At 51.1% G+C, this 14,957-nt stretch carries 18 protein-coding genes, 1 rRNA gene and 1 pseudogene; 14 read left to right on the forward strand and 6 right to left on the reverse strand.

The genetic code is table 11. From position 1 onward, the window contains the following. The 7 genes and pseudogenes from rpsK (at window position 1) to C5523_RS02425 (ending at window position 3,774) form a co-directional block, all read left to right on the forward strand. The gene (gene rpsK, locus C5523_RS02395; protein ID WP_002919257.1) at window positions 1-390 is read left to right on the forward strand and encodes a 30S ribosomal protein S11; all 390 of its coding nucleotides are present in this window, start codon (window positions 1-3) and stop codon (window positions 388-390) included. A gap of 34 nt (window positions 391-424) precedes the next feature. Next, on the forward strand, window positions 425-1,045 hold the full coding sequence (gene rpsD, locus C5523_RS02400) for a 30S ribosomal protein S4 (protein ID WP_000135224.1): 621 nt from the start codon (window positions 425-427) through the stop codon (window positions 1,043-1,045). Between the two features lie 25 nt (window positions 1,046-1,070). Further along, on the forward strand, window positions 1,071-2,060 hold the full coding sequence (gene rpoA / locus C5523_RS02405; RefSeq protein WP_034461761.1) for a DNA-directed RNA polymerase subunit alpha: 990 nt from the start codon (window positions 1,071-1,073) through the stop codon (window positions 2,058-2,060). A gap of 40 nt (window positions 2,061-2,100) precedes the next feature. Further along, a complete protein-coding gene (rplQ, locus tag C5523_RS02410) occupies window positions 2,101-2,487 on the forward strand; it encodes a 50S ribosomal protein L17 (RefSeq protein ID WP_001216372.1) in 387 nt (128 codons plus the stop codon). 107 nt (window positions 2,488-2,594) lie between these two features. After that, window positions 2,595-2,963, forward strand: coding sequence for a DUF1992 domain-containing protein (locus C5523_RS02415; protein ID WP_108700545.1), 369 nt, complete (start codon window positions 2,595-2,597; stop codon window positions 2,961-2,963). Window positions 2,964-2,965: 2 nt separating this feature from the next. After that, complete coding sequence (gene zntR / locus C5523_RS02420) at window positions 2,966-3,382, forward strand: Zn(2+)-responsive transcriptional regulator (RefSeq protein WP_039076822.1); 417 nt, start codon at window positions 2,966-2,968, stop codon at window positions 3,380-3,382. A 66-nt stretch (window positions 3,383-3,448) separates the two neighbouring features. Further along, window positions 3,449-3,774: pseudogene (locus tag C5523_RS02425) on the forward strand (alternative ribosome-rescue factor A). On the opposite strand, the gene mscL reads toward C5523_RS02425, so the two are convergent. The 5 genes from mscL to def all read right to left on the reverse strand — a co-directional run bounded on the left by mscL (window position 3,665) and on the right by def (window position 8,426). Further along, on the reverse strand, window positions 3,665-4,078 hold the full coding sequence (mscL, locus tag C5523_RS02430; RefSeq protein ID WP_039076824.1) for a large-conductance mechanosensitive channel protein MscL: 414 nt from the start codon (window positions 4,076-4,078) through the stop codon (window positions 3,665-3,667). The pseudogene C5523_RS02425 and the gene mscL overlap by 110 nt on opposite strands. A gap of 139 nt (window positions 4,079-4,217) precedes the next feature. Beyond that, window positions 4,218-5,594, reverse strand: a complete 1,377-nt coding sequence (trkA, locus tag C5523_RS02435; RefSeq protein ID WP_039076825.1) for a Trk system potassium transporter TrkA — start codon at window positions 5,592-5,594, stop codon at window positions 4,218-4,220. Window positions 5,595-5,616: 22 nt separating this feature from the next. Then, the gene (gene rsmB, locus C5523_RS02440; RefSeq protein ID WP_039076826.1) at window positions 5,617-6,906 is read right to left on the reverse strand and encodes a 16S rRNA (cytosine(967)-C(5))-methyltransferase RsmB; all 1,290 of its coding nucleotides are present in this window, start codon (window positions 6,904-6,906) and stop codon (window positions 5,617-5,619) included. A 48-nt stretch (window positions 6,907-6,954) separates the two neighbouring features. Then, complete coding sequence (gene fmt, locus C5523_RS02445) at window positions 6,955-7,902, reverse strand: methionyl-tRNA formyltransferase (protein ID WP_079498855.1); 948 nt, start codon at window positions 7,900-7,902, stop codon at window positions 6,955-6,957. Between the two features lie 14 nt (window positions 7,903-7,916). Continuing rightward, window positions 7,917-8,426, reverse strand: a complete 510-nt coding sequence (gene def, locus C5523_RS02450; RefSeq protein WP_039076828.1) for a peptide deformylase — start codon at window positions 8,424-8,426, stop codon at window positions 7,917-7,919. A gap of 127 nt (window positions 8,427-8,553) precedes the next feature. On the opposite strand from def, the gene dprA reads away from it, so the two are divergent. From dprA to C5523_RS02480, 6 genes are read left to right on the forward strand one after another with little or no spacing between them, the layout of a single operon-like run. Continuing rightward, window positions 8,554-9,678 (forward strand): DNA-protecting protein DprA, encoded by a 1,125-nt coding sequence (gene dprA / locus C5523_RS02455; protein WP_108700546.1) that lies wholly within the window; start codon window positions 8,554-8,556, stop codon window positions 9,676-9,678. Beyond that, window positions 9,650-10,123, forward strand: a complete 474-nt coding sequence (smg, locus tag C5523_RS02460) for a DUF494 family protein Smg (RefSeq protein WP_039076830.1) — start codon at window positions 9,650-9,652, stop codon at window positions 10,121-10,123. The genes dprA and smg overlap by 29 nt, the downstream gene beginning before the upstream one ends. A gap of 26 nt (window positions 10,124-10,149) precedes the next feature. Continuing rightward, a complete protein-coding gene (locus C5523_RS02465) occupies window positions 10,150-10,707 on the forward strand; it encodes a type I DNA topoisomerase (protein ID WP_107224658.1) in 558 nt (185 codons plus the stop codon). Further along, a complete protein-coding gene (tsaC, locus tag C5523_RS02470; RefSeq protein WP_039076832.1) occupies window positions 10,697-11,269 on the forward strand; it encodes an L-threonylcarbamoyladenylate synthase type 1 TsaC in 573 nt (190 codons plus the stop codon). Before C5523_RS02465 ends, tsaC begins: the two co-directional genes overlap by 11 nt. Before the next feature lie 4 nt (window positions 11,270-11,273). After that, window positions 11,274-12,092, forward strand: coding sequence for a shikimate dehydrogenase (gene aroE, locus C5523_RS02475; RefSeq protein ID WP_107224659.1), 819 nt, complete (start codon window positions 11,274-11,276; stop codon window positions 12,090-12,092). Next, window positions 12,089-12,346 carry a DUF1488 domain-containing protein gene (locus tag C5523_RS02480; protein WP_071193701.1) on the forward strand — a complete coding sequence of 86 codons (258 nt, stop codon included), beginning with the start codon at window positions 12,089-12,091 and terminating at the stop codon, window positions 12,344-12,346. The genes aroE and C5523_RS02480 overlap by 4 nt, the downstream gene beginning before the upstream one ends. Here C5523_RS02480 and C5523_RS02485 read toward each other — a convergent pair. Further along, entirely contained in the window at window positions 12,328-12,876 is a 549-nt protein-coding gene (locus tag C5523_RS02485; protein ID WP_039076835.1) for a gamma carbonic anhydrase family protein, read from the reverse strand. The two genes, C5523_RS02480 and C5523_RS02485, sit on opposite strands and share 19 nt — an antisense overlap. 473 nt (window positions 12,877-13,349) lie before the next feature. Between C5523_RS02485 and C5523_RS02495 the strand changes: the two genes are divergently transcribed. Continuing rightward, window positions 13,350-14,889: ribosomal RNA gene (locus C5523_RS02495) — 16S ribosomal RNA — on the forward strand. Window positions 14,890-14,957: the final 68 nt, after the last annotated feature.

A 14,957-nucleotide genomic window follows, 5' to 3' on the forward strand; every position in this document is an offset into this window, starting at 1 on the left:
ATGGCAAAGGCACCAATTCGTGCACGTAAACGTGTAAGAAAACAAGTCTCTGACGGCGTGGCTCATATCCATGCTTCTTTCAACAACACCATCGTTACTATTACTGATCGTCAGGGTAACGCATTGGGTTGGGCAACAGCCGGTGGTTCCGGTTTCCGTGGTTCTCGCAAATCCACTCCGTTCGCAGCTCAGGTTGCAGCAGAGCGTTGTGCAGAAGCCGTTAAAGAATACGGCATCAAGAATCTGGAAGTTATGGTCAAAGGTCCGGGTCCGGGTCGCGAATCTACTATTCGTGCTCTGAACGCCGCTGGTTTCCGCATCACTAATATTACTGATGTGACTCCGATCCCTCATAACGGTTGTCGTCCGCCGAAAAAACGTCGCGTATAACGCGCTCGTTTTCTAGGATTGTTGGAGAAAGAAAATGGCAAGATATTTGGGTCCTAAGCTCAAGCTGAGCCGTCGTGAGGGCACCGACTTATTCCTTAAGTCTGGCGTTCGCGCGATCGATACCAAGTGTAAAATTGAACAAGCTCCTGGCCAGCACGGTGCGCGTAAACCGCGTCTGTCTGACTATGGTGTGCAGTTGCGTGAAAAGCAAAAAGTTCGCCGTATCTACGGTGTGCTGGAGCGTCAGTTCCGTAACTACTATAAAGAAGCAGCACGTCTGAAAGGCAACACCGGTGAAAACCTGTTGGCTCTGCTGGAAGGTCGTCTGGACAACGTTGTATACCGTATGGGCTTCGGCGCCACTCGTGCAGAAGCACGCCAGCTGGTTAGCCACAAGGCTATCATGGTAAACGGTCGTGTTGTTAACATCGCTTCTTATCAGGTTAGTCCGAATGACGTTGTTAGCATTCGTGAGAAAGCGAAAAAGCAGTCTCGCGTGAAAGCCGCTCTGGAGCTGGCTGAGCAGCGTGAAAAGCCAACTTGGCTGGAAGTTGATGCTGGCAAGATGGAAGGCACGTTCAAGCGTAAGCCGGAGCGTTCTGATCTGTCTGCGGACATTAACGAACACCTGATCGTCGAGCTTTACTCCAAGTAAAGCTTAGTACCAAAGAGAGGACACAATGCAGGGTTCTGTGACAGAGTTTCTAAAACCGCGCCTGGTAGATATCGAGCAAGTGAGTTCGACGCACGCCAAGGTGACCCTTGAGCCTTTAGAGCGTGGCTTTGGCCATACTCTGGGTAACGCACTGCGCCGTATTCTGCTCTCATCGATGCCGGGTTGCGCGGTGACCGAGGTTGAGATTGATGGTGTACTTCATGAGTACAGCACCAAAGAAGGCGTTCAGGAAGATATCCTTGAAATCCTGCTCAACCTGAAAGGGCTGGCGGTGAGAGTTCAGGGTAAAGATGATGTTATTCTTACTCTGAATAAATCTGGCATTGGCCCTGTGACTGCAGCCGACATTACCCACGACGGTGATGTCGAAATCGTCAAGCCGCAGCACGTGATCTGCCACCTGACCGATGAGAACGCGTCTATTAGCATGCGTATCAAAGTTCAGCGCGGTCGTGGTTATGTGCCGGCTTCTGCCCGAATTCATTCGGAAGAAGATGAGCGCCCAATCGGCCGTCTGCTGGTCGACGCATGCTACAGCCCTGTAGAGCGTATTGCCTACAATGTTGAAGCAGCGCGTGTAGAACAGCGTACCGACCTGGACAAGCTGGTCATCGAAATGGAAACCAACGGCACAATCGATCCTGAAGAGGCGATTCGTCGTGCGGCCACCATTCTGGCTGAACAACTGGAAGCTTTCGTTGATTTACGTGATGTACGTCAGCCGGAAGTGAAAGAAGAGAAACCAGAATTCGATCCGATCCTGCTGCGCCCTGTTGACGATCTGGAATTGACTGTCCGCTCTGCTAACTGCCTCAAGGCAGAAGCTATCCACTATATCGGTGATCTGGTACAGCGTACCGAGGTTGAGTTGCTGAAAACGCCGAACCTGGGTAAAAAATCTCTCACCGAGATTAAAGATGTGCTGGCCTCACGTGGTCTGTCTCTGGGCATGCGCCTGGAAAACTGGCCGCCGGCAAGCATTGCTGACGAGTAACCGGATCACAGGTTAAGGTTTTACTGAGAAGGATAAGGTCATGCGCCATCGTAAGAGTGGTCGTCAACTGAACCGCAACAGCAGCCATCGCCAGGCTATGTTCCGCAACATGGCAGGTTCGCTGGTTCGTCATGAAATCATCAAGACGACCCTGCCGAAAGCGAAAGAACTGCGTCGCGTAGTTGAGCCGCTGATTACTCTTGCCAAGACTGATAGCGTTGCTAATCGTCGTCTGGCATTCGCCCGCACTCGTGATAACGAGATCGTGGCAAAACTGTTTAACGAACTGGGCCCGCGTTTCGCGAGCCGTGCCGGTGGTTACACTCGCATTCTGAAGTGTGGCTTCCGTGCAGGCGACAATGCGCCGATGGCATACATCGAGCTGGTTGATCGTTCTGAATCGAAAGCAGAAGCTGCTGCAGAGTAATCTGCAGTAACGTAAGAAAACCCGCTTCGGCGGGTTTTTTTATATCCGCAAAACCTCCATATTCTCTAAAATGTCTATAAGTTTTTCGTTCCTCTCCTGGAGGTGGTATGTGGTTACTTGACCAGTGGGCAGAACGACATATCCTCGATGCGCAGAAAAAAGGTGAATTTGAGCATTTGCCTGGTAACGGTAAACCGCTTGTCCTGGACGATGATTCGCATGTCCCGCCTGAACTACGCGCAGGGTTTCGTTTACTCAAAAATGCGGGCTGTCTTCCGCCTGAACTTGAATATCGTAAAGAAGCACTCGCTTTGTCAGAGTTACTGGCTCATATACACCAGGATCATCCGGATTATCATGAAGTAAGTCGGAGATTGACGCTTCTGGAGCTGAAATTGAAGCAAGCTGGACTAAGTACGGAATTCCTTCGCGGCGAATATGCGGAAAAATTAATGCTGAAATTAGATGAGGAGTAGAGATGTTTCGCATTGGAGAATTAGCCAAGCTGGCTGACGTTACCCCGGACACCATTCGCTACTATGAAAAACAGCAGATGATGGATCACGAGATCAGAACGGAGGGTGGCTTTCGCCTTTATTCGGACAATGACTTACAGCGTCTGAAATTTATCCGACATGCACGCCAGCTTGGTTTTACGCTTGAGTCTATTCGTGAATTGCTCTCTATCCGTATCGATCCTGAGCATCACACTTGCCAGGAATCCAAGAGCATTGTTCAGGCGCGATTGAGCGAGGTTGAAGCGAGAATTCAGGAATTGCAGATTATGCAACGCTCTCTACAGAAATTGAATGATGCTTGCTGTGGGAGTGCGCACAGTAGCGTCTATTGCTCAATACTCGAGGCCCTGGAGCAAGGTGCCAGCAGCGCTCCTTAGGGACATTGCTTTTTGTTGCCAGCAAGCCTACACTTGCGCCGTTTTAAACTACAATCTGGAGAAATTATGAGCCACTATCAGCATAAGAAAGGGCAAATTAACAATAACGCCATCGAGGCATTGCTTCATGATCCTTTGTTCAGACAGCGAGTTGAGAAGAATAAGAAGGGGAAAGGGAGTTATTTACGCAAAGACAAACATGGTAAGAAAGGGAACTGGGAGGCCAGTGGCAAGCAAGCGAATCGCTTATTTACCACTGGCCTTCTGCTTAAAACAGTTTAATCAGGAGCGTTTATTTTGTTCTTTCAACAGATCGCGGATTTCTGTTAACAGCAATTCCTCTTTGCCAGGAGCCGGCGGTGCTTTGGGTTCATCTTCCTGTTTACGTTTGAGACGGTTAATCAATTTAATCGCCATGAAAATAGCAAACGCGACAATAATAAAGTCGAAAATATTCTGGATGAAGACACCGTAATGCATTACGACTGCCGGGACATCGCCTTGTGCTTCGCGTAAAGTTAGGGCAAATTGCTTAAAGTCTATTCCACCAATCAGTAACCCTAATGGCGGCATGATAATATCAGCAACCAGTGACGACACAATCTTGCCGAATGCTGCCCCAATGATCACACCTACTGCCAAATCAACTACATTTCCCCGCATCGCAAATTCGCGAAATTCTTTTAGCAAGCTCATGCTCTTCTCCTTGTGCTGTCAGACAAGTTAAGTCTAACAAATGTATTCTCGTTTTCCATTGAGGGTAAAAATTTGCTGAATTTTTTTAACATTGATAAAACCAGGGTTAAATAAAAGGCGCCGGTCTGGCGCCCGATAATTACAGGAAGAAAGGGCTGGGCTGGAACAGGCGCTCAACGTCGGTAATATATTTTTTGTCGGTAAGGAACATGATGACGTGGTCACCCTGTTCGATACGTAAATTATCGTTGGCGATCATCACATCATTACCGCGCACGACGGCACCGATAATTGTGCCTGGTGGCAGCTTAATCTCATCAATAACACGTCCGACGACACGCGAGGTACTCTCATCGCCATGTGCCACAGCCTCTATCGCTTCGGCAACACCGCGGCGCAGCGATGACACACCGACGATATCTGCTTTGCGCACATGGCTTAGCAACGCAGAAATAGTGGCCTGCTGTGGTGAAATCGCAATATCGATCACGCTGCCCTGCACCAGATCGACGTAGGCACGGCGTTGAATGAGCACCATGACTTTCTTGGCGCCCATTCGCTTGGCCAACATGGCGGACATGATATTCGCCTCATCATCGTTGGTAACGGCAATGAAGAGATCCATTTGATCAATATGTTCTTCTGCGAGCAGTTCCTGATCCGACGCATCACCATAAAATACAATGGTGTTTTGTAGTTTTTCCGCCAGTTCCGCCGCGCGTTGTTGATCGCGCTCGATCAATTTAACGCTGTAATCTTTTTCCAGGCGCATTGCCAGGCCAGCGCCGATATTCCCGCCGCCAACCAGCATGATGCGCTTATAGGGTTTTTCAAGACGCTGTAACTCGCTCATCACGGCGCGAATATGTTGAGACGCGGCGATGAAAAAGACTTCATCACCGGCTTCGACAATCGTTGAACCCTGCGGGCGAATTGGGCGGTCATGACGGAAAATAGCGGCGACGCGAGTATCAATATGCGGCATATGCTCGCGCATGGTTGATAACGCGTTTCCTACCAGGGGACCACCGTAATAGGCTTTTACGACAGCGAGGCTAACTTTCCCCTCGGCGAAATTCACAACCTGAAGCGCCCCCGGGTATTCAATCAATCGATAAAGACTGTCGATGACCAATTGCTCCGGGGCAATGAGGTGGTCAATAGGCACAGCTTCAGAATGGAACAACTTGTCTGCGTCACGCACATAGTCCGGAGAGCGGATGCGTGCAATACGGTTTGGCGTATTAAACAATGAATAGGCCACCTGGCAGGCAACCATATTCGTTTCGTCAGAACTGGTTACCGCAACCAGCATATCTGCGTCGTCAGCACCAGCCTCGCGCAGCACGCGTGGATGTGAACCATGCCCCTGGACGACGCGTAAATCAAATTTGTCCTGCAGACTACGCAGACGATCGCCGTTAGTATCCACGACGGTGATGTCATTATTTTCACCGACCAGGTTTTCCGCCAGCGTTCCGCCGACTTGCCCCGCACCCAGTATTATGATTTTCATCAGCTGCGACCCGTTATCCTACTTATTGTTTGGAAAGCTTAGCGTAAAAGAAGCCGTCACCCTCTTCGGCTCCAGGCAGATTCTGCTGACCTGGCCGTTCTGGTGTTCCCGTTACGTTTAAGCGAGCATCAGGCGTACGTGAAAGGAATGCGGCAATTTGTTGGCTGTTCTCTTCCGGCAAAACTGAGCACGTGGCATACACCAGCGTCCCGCCAGGTTTAAGATGTGGCCAGACAGCATCAAGAATCTCAGCCTGTAATTGTACAAGTTCGCTGATGTCACGATCCCGGCGCAACCATTTGATATCCGGATGGCGACGGATAACCCCCGTTGCTGAGCAGGGCGCATCCAGCAAAATACGGTCGAATTTCTCATCGCCGCACCATTGTGCAGGGTGACGTCCATCGCCTTGCTTCACCTCAGCCTTCATTCCCAGACGTTTAAGGTTGTCATAGACGCGGGAAAGACGTTGCTCGTCAATGTCGATAGCCAGAACGCGGGCTTGCGGAGCGGCTTCAAGGATATGTGTGGTTTTACCGCCTGGGGCGGCACACAAATCCAGGATGCGTTCACCATTTTGCGGTTCAAGGAAAGTTATGCAGCCCTGTGCGGACGCATCCTGGACAGTGACCCAGCCCTCATCAAAACCGGGTAATGCGCTTACAGGAACCGCGGATGCCATGCGTACAGCATCGGGATAATCCGGATGTGAGAATCCTTCCATTCCGCTTTCGGCCAGCAGCGCCAGCCAGGCGTCACGGGAGTGATGGTTACGATTGACGCGCAACCACATAGGTGGACGCAGATTATTGGCCTCGACAATATGTTGCCACTGTTGCGGATACGCTTTTTGCAGGCGTTTTAGCAACCATGTTGGGTGCAGGAAGCGTTGTTCACTCTGTTCAAACTCAGCCTGTAAGGCTTCTTGCTGGCGCTGGAACTGACGCAGTACACCATTAATCAGGCCCTTAAGCTGTGGACGCTTGATAGCAACGGCACCTTCAACGGTCTCTGCCAGCGCGGCGTGAGCCGGAATACGGGTATGCAGTAGCTGATACAGGCCAATCATAATCAGATAATGCACGGTACGCTGTTTACCCGTCATTGGGCGGGACATCAGCTTGTTGATAAGCCAGTCCAGTTGCGGGAGCGTTCGCAGTGCGCCAAAGCAGAGCTCCTGCAGCAGTGCTTTGTCTTTATCGGAGACTTTTTGCTGTAGCGGCGGAAGAACATTACTCAGGGATTGCCCTTGTTCAACGACCTGCTCGATAGCCTGTGCCGCCATGCTGCGTAAATTAATATTTTTTTTCATAGCCACGAAAATAAAAACGCCCGGTAGTACCGGGCTTAAAGATAATTGTCAGACCAGACGATTGCCCGGCGTAAACCACTCCCGCCGGGAGTTTAGTAAATCCTGGGCATTCATCGCTTTTTTACCGGCGGGTTGGAGCGATTCAAGATTCAAAATGCCCTCAGCCGTTGCAACCTGAATACCTTGCTTATTAGCTTCAATAATGGTGCCGGGTTCGGCTTTAGCCTGGCTATTTATCACCGACGCCTTCCAGACCTTAACGGGCTGATCCTCAATGACGAAATAGCTCATTGGCCAGGGATTGAAGGCTCGAATACAACGCTCAAGCTGTTCAGCAGGCAAAGACCAGTCAAGAAGCGCTTCTTCTTTGCTAAGTTTTTCAGCATAGGTAACCTGCGTTTCATCCTGAATCTCGGGCGTTGCCGTACCGGTTGCAATTTGCGTCAGCGTTGCGAGCAAACCCTGCGGGCCAAGTTGTGCCAGCTTATCGTAGAGTGTCGCACTGGTGTCTTCGGCAGTGATTGGGCAGGAGAGCTTATAAAGCATATCCCCCGTGTCCAGCCCGACATCCATTTGCATGATGGTGACGCCAGTTTCCGTGTCACCCGCCCAGAGGGAACGTTGGATCGGTGCCGCACCACGCCAGCGTGGGAGCAAAGAACCGTGTACGTTCAGGCAGCCGAGACGAGGCATCTCCAGAACAGCTTTCGGCAGGATGAGGCCGTAGGCGACAACCACCATGACATCGGCCTGCAAATCGGCAACGAGCTGTTGATTTTCCTGTGGGCGAAGAGACACTGGCTGAAATACTGGAATCCCTTTCTCTTCAGCCAGTACTTTGACCGGGCTCGGCATCAATTTTTTGCCGCGTCCGGCAGGACGATCAGGCTGAGTGAATACGCCAACGATCTGATGCTCAGAAGAGAGCAGCGCGTCGAGGTGACGCGCTGCAAAATCAGGTGTGCCGGCAAATATAATGCGTAGTGAATCTGACACGTGGATTCTTATCCTTAAGCTCGCGCTTTCATGCGATCAAGTTTTTCAACTTTCTGGCGAATACGTTGTTGCTTGAGTGGTGACAGATAGTCAATAAACAATTTTCCGACCAGATGATCCATCTCATGCTGAATGCAAATAGCCAACAGGCCATCCGCTTCCAGCTCATAGGTTTGACCTTCGCGGTTCAGCGCGCGGATTTTCACTTTTTCGGCACGCGGAACAAGCGCACGCTGTTCTGGAATAGAGAGGCAACCCTCTTCAATTCCCGTCTCGCCGCTTTTTTCCAGCAGTTCCGGGTTAATTAACACCAGTTGCTCATCGCGGTTTTCAGAGACATCAATAACGATAATACGTTGATGAATATCTACCTGGGTTGCAGCCAGACCGATACCTTCTTCGGCGTACATCGTCTCAAACATATCGTCGACGATACGCTGAATTTCTGCATTAACTTCTTTTACCGGCGCGGCGACTTTGCGAAGACGCTCGTCCGGAATATGTAACACTTGCAAAACTGCCATAAATATCCAGAGTCGTGTTCAAGAGTAAGAAAGATTATTCCCTCTATTCTAGACAAATCCCCCTCCGATTGACAGCATCGGTGACCAATCGCAAGGATTGGGCGAGGTATTTATGGCAGGGATGCAGATGACTTCTACAGAAATATGGTTGCGCCTGATATATACAGGCGATCTGTTCGGTGAGGGGATGCTCAGGGCGGCGCAAAGCCTGGCAAATAGCGCTGTGATTGATGCTGAGACGTTAACCTCAAGCGGCCTGACGGCAAAACAGGCCAGACGGTTTCTGGCCATGAGCTCGCAGGAAATTGAAGAGAGTTTGCTATGGCTTGAGCAGCCACAGCATCATCTTATTCTGGCCTGCGAGAAGCAATATCCTCCGCAGTTACGGGCGCTTGCTGATTATCCTGGGGCGCTTTTTATTAAAGGGGATCCAGATGTGCTGGCGAGCCAGCAGATTGCTGTCGTTGGCAGTCGAGCACATTCATGGTACGGCGAGCGTTGGGGGACTCAGTTTTGTGAAGCTCTGGCACGGAGCGGTTTAACCATTACCAGTGGACTGGCGCTTGGGATCGACAGTGTTGCGCATCGCGCAGCGCTTAACGCGCAGGGTAAAACCATTGGTGTATTGGGGCATGGCCTTTTTACCGTGTATCCACGGCGTCATATCTCCCTGGCTGCTGACATCGTTGCCAATGGTGGGGCGCTCGTCTCCGAATTTTCCCTCAAGACTACACCTAATCCGGGCAATTTCCCTCGACGTAATCGCATCATTAGTGGGCTTAGTCGTGGGGTGCTGGTTATTGAAGCTGCTTTACGCAGCGGCTCATTAGTGACTGCGCGCTGTGCGGTGGAACAGGGGCGTGAAGTTTTTGCGCTCCCCGGTCCGGTAGGAAATCCCGGCAGTGAGGGGCCGCACTGGTTGATACAGCAGGGCGCGCTCCTGGTTGTCTCGCCAGAAGAGATTCTGGAAAGTTTGCAATACGGGCTACATTGGTTGCAGCCAGGTAACGAAAATTCAATTTATTCGCCAGATCAAGAAGAGGTGGCATTGCCATTTCCCGAGCTCCTGGCTAACGTAGGAGATGAGGTAACACCTGTTGACGTCGTCGCTGAACGTGCCGGCCAACCTGTGCCAGTAACTGTGGCTCAGCTACTTGAACTGGAGTTAGCAGGGTGGATCGCAGCTGTACCCGGCGGCTATGTCCGATTAAGGAGGGCAAGCCATGTTCGACGTACTAATGTATTTGTTTGAGACTTACATCCATAACGAAGCTGAAATGCGGGTGGATCAGGACAAACTGGAACGGGACCTTACCGACGCTGGTTTTGATCGTGAAGATATCTATAACGCGCTTCTGTGGCTTGAAAAGCTGGCTGATTATCAGGAAGGCCTTGCCGAACCGATGCAGCTCGCTTCTGACCCGCTCTCCGTGCGTATTTATACGCCAGAAGAGTGTGAACGGCTGGATGCCAGTTGCCGGGGATTTTTATTATTCCTGGAGCAGATTCAGGTGCTAAACCTCGAAACACGTGAAATGGTGATTGAACGTGTGCTGGCGCTGGATACGGCAGAATTCGAACTGGAAGACCTTAAATGGGTCATTCTGATGGTTCTGTTTAACATTCCAGGGTGTGAAAACGCCTACCAGCAAATGGAAGAATTACTCTTTGAAGTGAATGAAGGTATGCTGCATTAATCATTTTTGCAGCTTCCAGAGTCCTTATGGCCAAATCAGCACTGTTTACGGTGCGTAACAACGAGCCCTGCCCACAGTGCGGGGCTGAACTCGTTATTCGTTCCGGCAAGCATGGTCCGTTTCTCGGATGTTCTCATTATCCGGAATGCGATTATGTTCGTCCGCTGAAAAGTCAGGCGGATGGGCACGTCGTTAAAATTCTGGATGGACAAGACTGCCCCGTCTGTGGTGCCGTACTGGTACTGCGACAGGGGCGGTTTGGGATGTTCATTGGCTGTAGCCACTATCCTGAGTGTGAACATACCGAACAAATCGACAAACCCGATGACACCGCGATCACATGTCCACAGTGTCAGACCGGGCACTTGATCCAGCGACGGTCGCGATTTGGCAAAACCTTCCATTCCTGCGATCGTTATCCCGATTGTCAGTTCGTCATCAATTTCAAACCCGTGGCAGGGGAGTGTCCAACATGCCACTACCCGCTACTGATTGAGAAAAAAACGGCGCAAGGCATCAGATGTTTCTGCGCCAGTAAACAATGTGGAAAGCCGGTAACGGCGGAACAGACTCGTGAAGAATAACCTGCATTTGGATCCCATTGCTGCTGCGGTGGCGGTCCTGAAAAATAAAAAAGTCATCGCATATCCCACAGAAGCGGTTTTCGGTGTTGGGTGTGACCCGGACAGTGAGATTGCCGTAAATCGTCTGCTTGAATTGAAACAGCGCCCGGTCGAGAAAGGACTGATACTGATCGCCGCCAGTTTCGAGCAGTTAAAGCCCTATATAGACGACAGCATGCTGAATGAGACTCAGCGGCAGGCTGTTTTCGCCTGCTGGCCAGGACCGGTAACATTCGTCTTTCCTGCCAAAGCTACCACGCCGCGCTGGCTGACCGGGCGTTTCGACTCTTTGGCAGTGCGCGTTACCGATCACCCGCTGGTGATCGCGCTGTGCGAGGCGTACGGCAAACCACTGGTATCAACCAGTGCAAACTTGACCGGTTTACCTCCTTGCAGAACGGATGACGAAGTACGCCAGCAATTTGGTGCCGACTTCCCTGTCGTGGAAGGGAAAACGGGTGGCCGCCAGAATCCTTCTGAAATTCGCGACGCCCTTACCGGTGAATTATTTCGTCAAGGTTAACGCTATGGAATCCTACGCTGTATTTGGTAACCCCGTCGCACACAGCAAATCGCCGTTTATTCACGCGCAATTTGCGGCTCAGTTAAAGATTGAACATCCTTATGGTCGCGTACTGGCGCCAGTGGATGATTTCGTCAATACGCTTGAGGCTTTCTTTATTGCGGGAGGAAAAGGCGCCAATATTACCGTGCCTTTTAAAGAAGAAGCTTTCAGTCGGGCAGATGAACTTACGGAACGCGCTGCGCTTGCGGGGGCGGTAAATACATTAAAGCGTCTTGATGATGGGCGCTTGCTGGGTGACAACACTGACGGGATCGGGTTATTGAGCGATCTGGAGCGCTTGTCATTTATCAAACCCGGCTTTCGCATCCTGCTAATTGGTGCGGGTGGCGCTGCACGAGGCGTACTGCTCCCGCTGCTTTCGCTGGATTGCGCAGTGACAATAACCAATCGGACGTTGGCTCGAGCACAGGAACTGGCAACGCTTTTTGCTCATACCGGCAGCGTGAATGCGCTTGCGTTATCCGAGCTGGCAGGTCATGAATTCGACCTCATCATTAATGCTACCTCCAGTGGTATTGATGGAGGCGTGCCCGAGTTACCCGAATCTCTCATCCATGCAGAGCTTTTTTGCTACGACATGTTCTATCAAAAAGGCAGTACACCTTTCCTTGCCTGGTGCCAGCAAAATGGGGCGCAGCGATGCGCCGATGGTTTAGGGATGCTGGTGGGGCAAGCTGCGCATTCCGTGCTGTTATGGCATGGCGTATTGCCAGATATCGAATCTGTTATTAAACAGCTCCAGAGGGAACTGGCGGAATGAACCAGGCTATCCAATTTCCCGACAGGGAAGAGTGGAATGATGCACAGCAGGCGGTGTGTTTTCCTGCCCTGGTTAATGGCTTACAACTTACCTGCATTATGCGTGCTGAGGTCCTGGCGGAACGTTTTGGAGGCGATTCGCCAGCGCTGTGGCTGGCGTTATTCCGGGAAAACCGCTGGGATCTGGAAGACGAGGCCGAACAGTTGATCCGTGAGCAGCAGGAAGACGAGCAGGGTTATATCTGGTTATCCTGAGCCAGATACTCATCCTTCCATTTCACGTAGTTGTTCGCTGAGTATTTTAACCCTGCGATCTCTTCTTCTTTTAGCGGGCGGATCTGTTTCACCGGGCTGCCAAGGTATAGGTAACCGCTCTCGAGGCGTTTATTTTGCGGAACCAGGCTGCCCGCGCCAATCATCACGTCATCCTCTATAACCGCGCCATCTAATAAAATGGACCCCATTCCGACCAGAACGCGGTTACCGATAATGCAGCCATGCAGCATGACTTTATGTCCCACCGTCACATCTTCGCCAATGATAAGCGGGTTACCTTCCGGGTTATAAGAAGACTTATGCGTAACGTGTAATACGCTACCGTCCTGGATATTACTGCGTGCCCCTATCTCTACATAGTTGACATCACCGCGGATAACGACCAGTGGCCAGATGCCGACATCATCAGCAATTCGTACATCGCCGATCACGACGCTGGTGGCATCGACCATCACTTTTTCACCGACTTGAGGATACAAATTTCTATAAGGACGTAAAACTGCGGACATAGCTACCTCATCAAAAACAGGTTGTGAAGTAGACTTTGGTGGCAATAACGGCCTTGTGCAAGCCTTTTACTTGTCATAATTCGAGCAGATCGTACGGGATCTCATCGAAAAGGGCGAAAAAACAACAATCAGTAAAAAAGATCGAAAAAAGGCTTGTGCAAAAAAATGGGATCCCTATAATGCGCCTCCGTTGAGACGACAATGTGAAACACTTCACGAGATGGTCGGAACAACGAAGAGAAAAATCCTGAAATAACGGGTTGACTCTGAAAGAGGAAAGCGTAATATACGCCACCTCGCAACGGTGAGCGAAAGCCGCGTTGCACTGCTCTTTAACAATTTATCAGACAATCTGTGTGGGCACTCAAAGTGACATGGATTCTTAATGTCTTCGGACACTAAATGAATACCAAGTCTCATAGAGTGAACACGTAATTCATTACGAAGTTTAATTCTACGAGCATCAAACTTTTAAATTGAAGAGTTTGATCATGGCTCAGATTGAACGCTGGCGGCAGGCCTAACACATGCAAGTCGAACGGTAGCACAGAGAGCTTGCTCTCGGGTGACGAGTGGCGGACGGGTGAGTAATGTCTGGGAAACTGCCCGATGGAGGGGGATAACTACTGGAAACGGTAGCTAATACCGCATAATGTCGCAAGACCAAAGAGGGGGACCTTCGGGCCTCTTGCCATCGGATGTGCCCAGATGGGATTAGCTAGTTGGTGAGGTAATGGCTCACCAAGGCGACGATCCCTAGCTGGTCTGAGAGGATGACCAGCCACACTGGAACTGAGACACGGTCCAGACTCCTACGGGAGGCAGCAGTGGGGAATATTGCACAATGGGCGCAAGCCTGATGCAGCCATGCCGCGTGTGTGAAGAAGGCCTTCGGGTTGTAAAGCACTTTCAGCGGGGAGGAAGGCAATACGGTTAATAACCGTGTTGATTGACGTTACCCGCAGAAGAAGCACCGGCTAACTCCGTGCCAGCAGCCGCGGTAATACGGAGGGTGCAAGCGTTAATCGGAATTACTGGGCGTAAAGCGCACGCAGGCGGTCTGTCAAGTCGGATGTGAAATCCCCGGGCTCAACCTGGGAACTGCATTCGAAACTGGCAGGCTTGAGTCTTGTAGAGGGGGGTAGAATTCCAGGTGTAGCGGTGAAATGCGTAGAGATCTGGAGGAATACCGGTGGCGAAGGCGGCCCCCTGGACAAAGACTGACGCTCAGGTGCGAAAGCGTGGGGAGCAAACAGGATTAGATACCCTGGTAGTCCACGCCGTAAACGATGTCGACTTGGAGGTTGTGCCCTTGAGGCGTGGCTTCCGGAGCTAACGCGTTAAGTCGACCGCCTGGGGAGTACGGCCGCAAGGTTAAAACTCAAATGAATTGACGGGGGCCCGCACAAGCGGTGGAGCATGTGGTTTAATTCGATGCAACGCGAAGAACCTTACCTGGTCTTGACATCCACGGAATTTGGCAGAGATGCCTTAGTGCCTTCGGGAACCGTGAGACAGGTGCTGCATGGCTGTCGTCAGCTCGTGTTGTGAAATGTTGGGTTAAGTCCCGCAACGAGCGCAACCCTTATCCTTTGTTGCCAGCGGTCCGGCCGGGAACTCAAAGGAGACTGCCAGTGATAAACTGGAGGAAGGTGGGGATGACGTCAAGTCATCATGGCCCTTACGACCAGGGCTACACACGTGCTACAATGGCATATACAAAGAGAAGCGACCTCGCGAGAGCAAGCGGACCTCATAAAGTATGTCGTAGTCCGGATTGGAGTCTGCAACTCGACTCCATGAAGTCGGAATCGCTAGTAATCGTGGATCAGAATGCCACGGTGAATACGTTCCCGGGCCTTGTACACACCGCCCGTCACACCATGGGAGTGGGTTGCAAAAGAAGTAGGTAGCTTAACCTTCGGGAGGGCGCTTACCACTTTGTGATTCATGACTGGGGTGAAGTCGTAACAAGGTAACCGTAGGGGAACCTGCGGTTGGATCACCTCCTTACCTTAAAGAACCTGCCTTTGTAGTGCTCACACAGATTGTCTGATGAAAAGTAAAAAGCAAGGCGTCTT

The organism is Phytobacter sp. SCO41 (assembly GCF_003073275.1).
Classification (GTDB): Bacteria; Pseudomonadota; Gammaproteobacteria; order Enterobacterales; family Enterobacteriaceae; genus Phytobacter; species Phytobacter diazotrophicus.

Bases quoted from the DNA above. Each gene is read 5' to 3' on its own strand.
- rpsK (WP_002919257.1), top strand. From the start codon at position 1: ATGGCAAAGGCACCAATTCGTGCACGTAAACGTGTAAGAAAACAAGTC.
- rpsD (WP_000135224.1), top strand. From the start codon at position 425: ATGGCAAGATATTTGGGTCCTAAGCTCAAGCTGAGCCGTCGTGAGGGC.
- rpoA (WP_034461761.1), top strand. From the start codon at position 1,071: ATGCAGGGTTCTGTGACAGAGTTTCTAAAACCGCGCCTGGTAGATATC.
- rplQ (WP_001216372.1), top strand. From the start codon at position 2,101: ATGCGCCATCGTAAGAGTGGTCGTCAACTGAACCGCAACAGCAGCCAT.
- C5523_RS02415 (WP_108700545.1), top strand. From the start codon at position 2,595: ATGTGGTTACTTGACCAGTGGGCAGAACGACATATCCTCGATGCGCAG.
- zntR (WP_039076822.1), top strand. From the start codon at position 2,966: ATGTTTCGCATTGGAGAATTAGCCAAGCTGGCTGACGTTACCCCGGAC.
- mscL (WP_039076824.1), bottom strand. From the start codon at position 4,078: ATGAGCTTGCTAAAAGAATTTCGCGAATTTGCGATGCGGGGAAATGTA.
- trkA (WP_039076825.1), bottom strand. From the start codon at position 5,594: ATGAAAATCATAATACTGGGTGCGGGGCAAGTCGGCGGAACGCTGGCG.
- rsmB (WP_039076826.1), bottom strand. From the start codon at position 6,906: ATGAAAAAAAATATTAATTTACGCAGCATGGCGGCACAGGCTATCGAG.
- def (WP_039076828.1), bottom strand. From the start codon at position 8,426: ATGGCAGTTTTGCAAGTGTTACATATTCCGGACGAGCGTCTTCGCAAA.
- dprA (WP_108700546.1), top strand. From the start codon at position 8,554: ATGACTTCTACAGAAATATGGTTGCGCCTGATATATACAGGCGATCTG.
- smg (WP_039076830.1), top strand. From the start codon at position 9,650: ATGTTCGACGTACTAATGTATTTGTTTGAGACTTACATCCATAACGAA.
- C5523_RS02465 (WP_107224658.1), top strand. From the start codon at position 10,150: ATGGCCAAATCAGCACTGTTTACGGTGCGTAACAACGAGCCCTGCCCA.
- aroE (WP_107224659.1), top strand. From the start codon at position 11,274: ATGGAATCCTACGCTGTATTTGGTAACCCCGTCGCACACAGCAAATCG.
- C5523_RS02480 (WP_071193701.1), top strand. From the start codon at position 12,089: ATGAACCAGGCTATCCAATTTCCCGACAGGGAAGAGTGGAATGATGCA.
- C5523_RS02485 (WP_039076835.1), bottom strand. From the start codon at position 12,876: ATGTCCGCAGTTTTACGTCCTTATAGAAATTTGTATCCTCAAGTCGGT.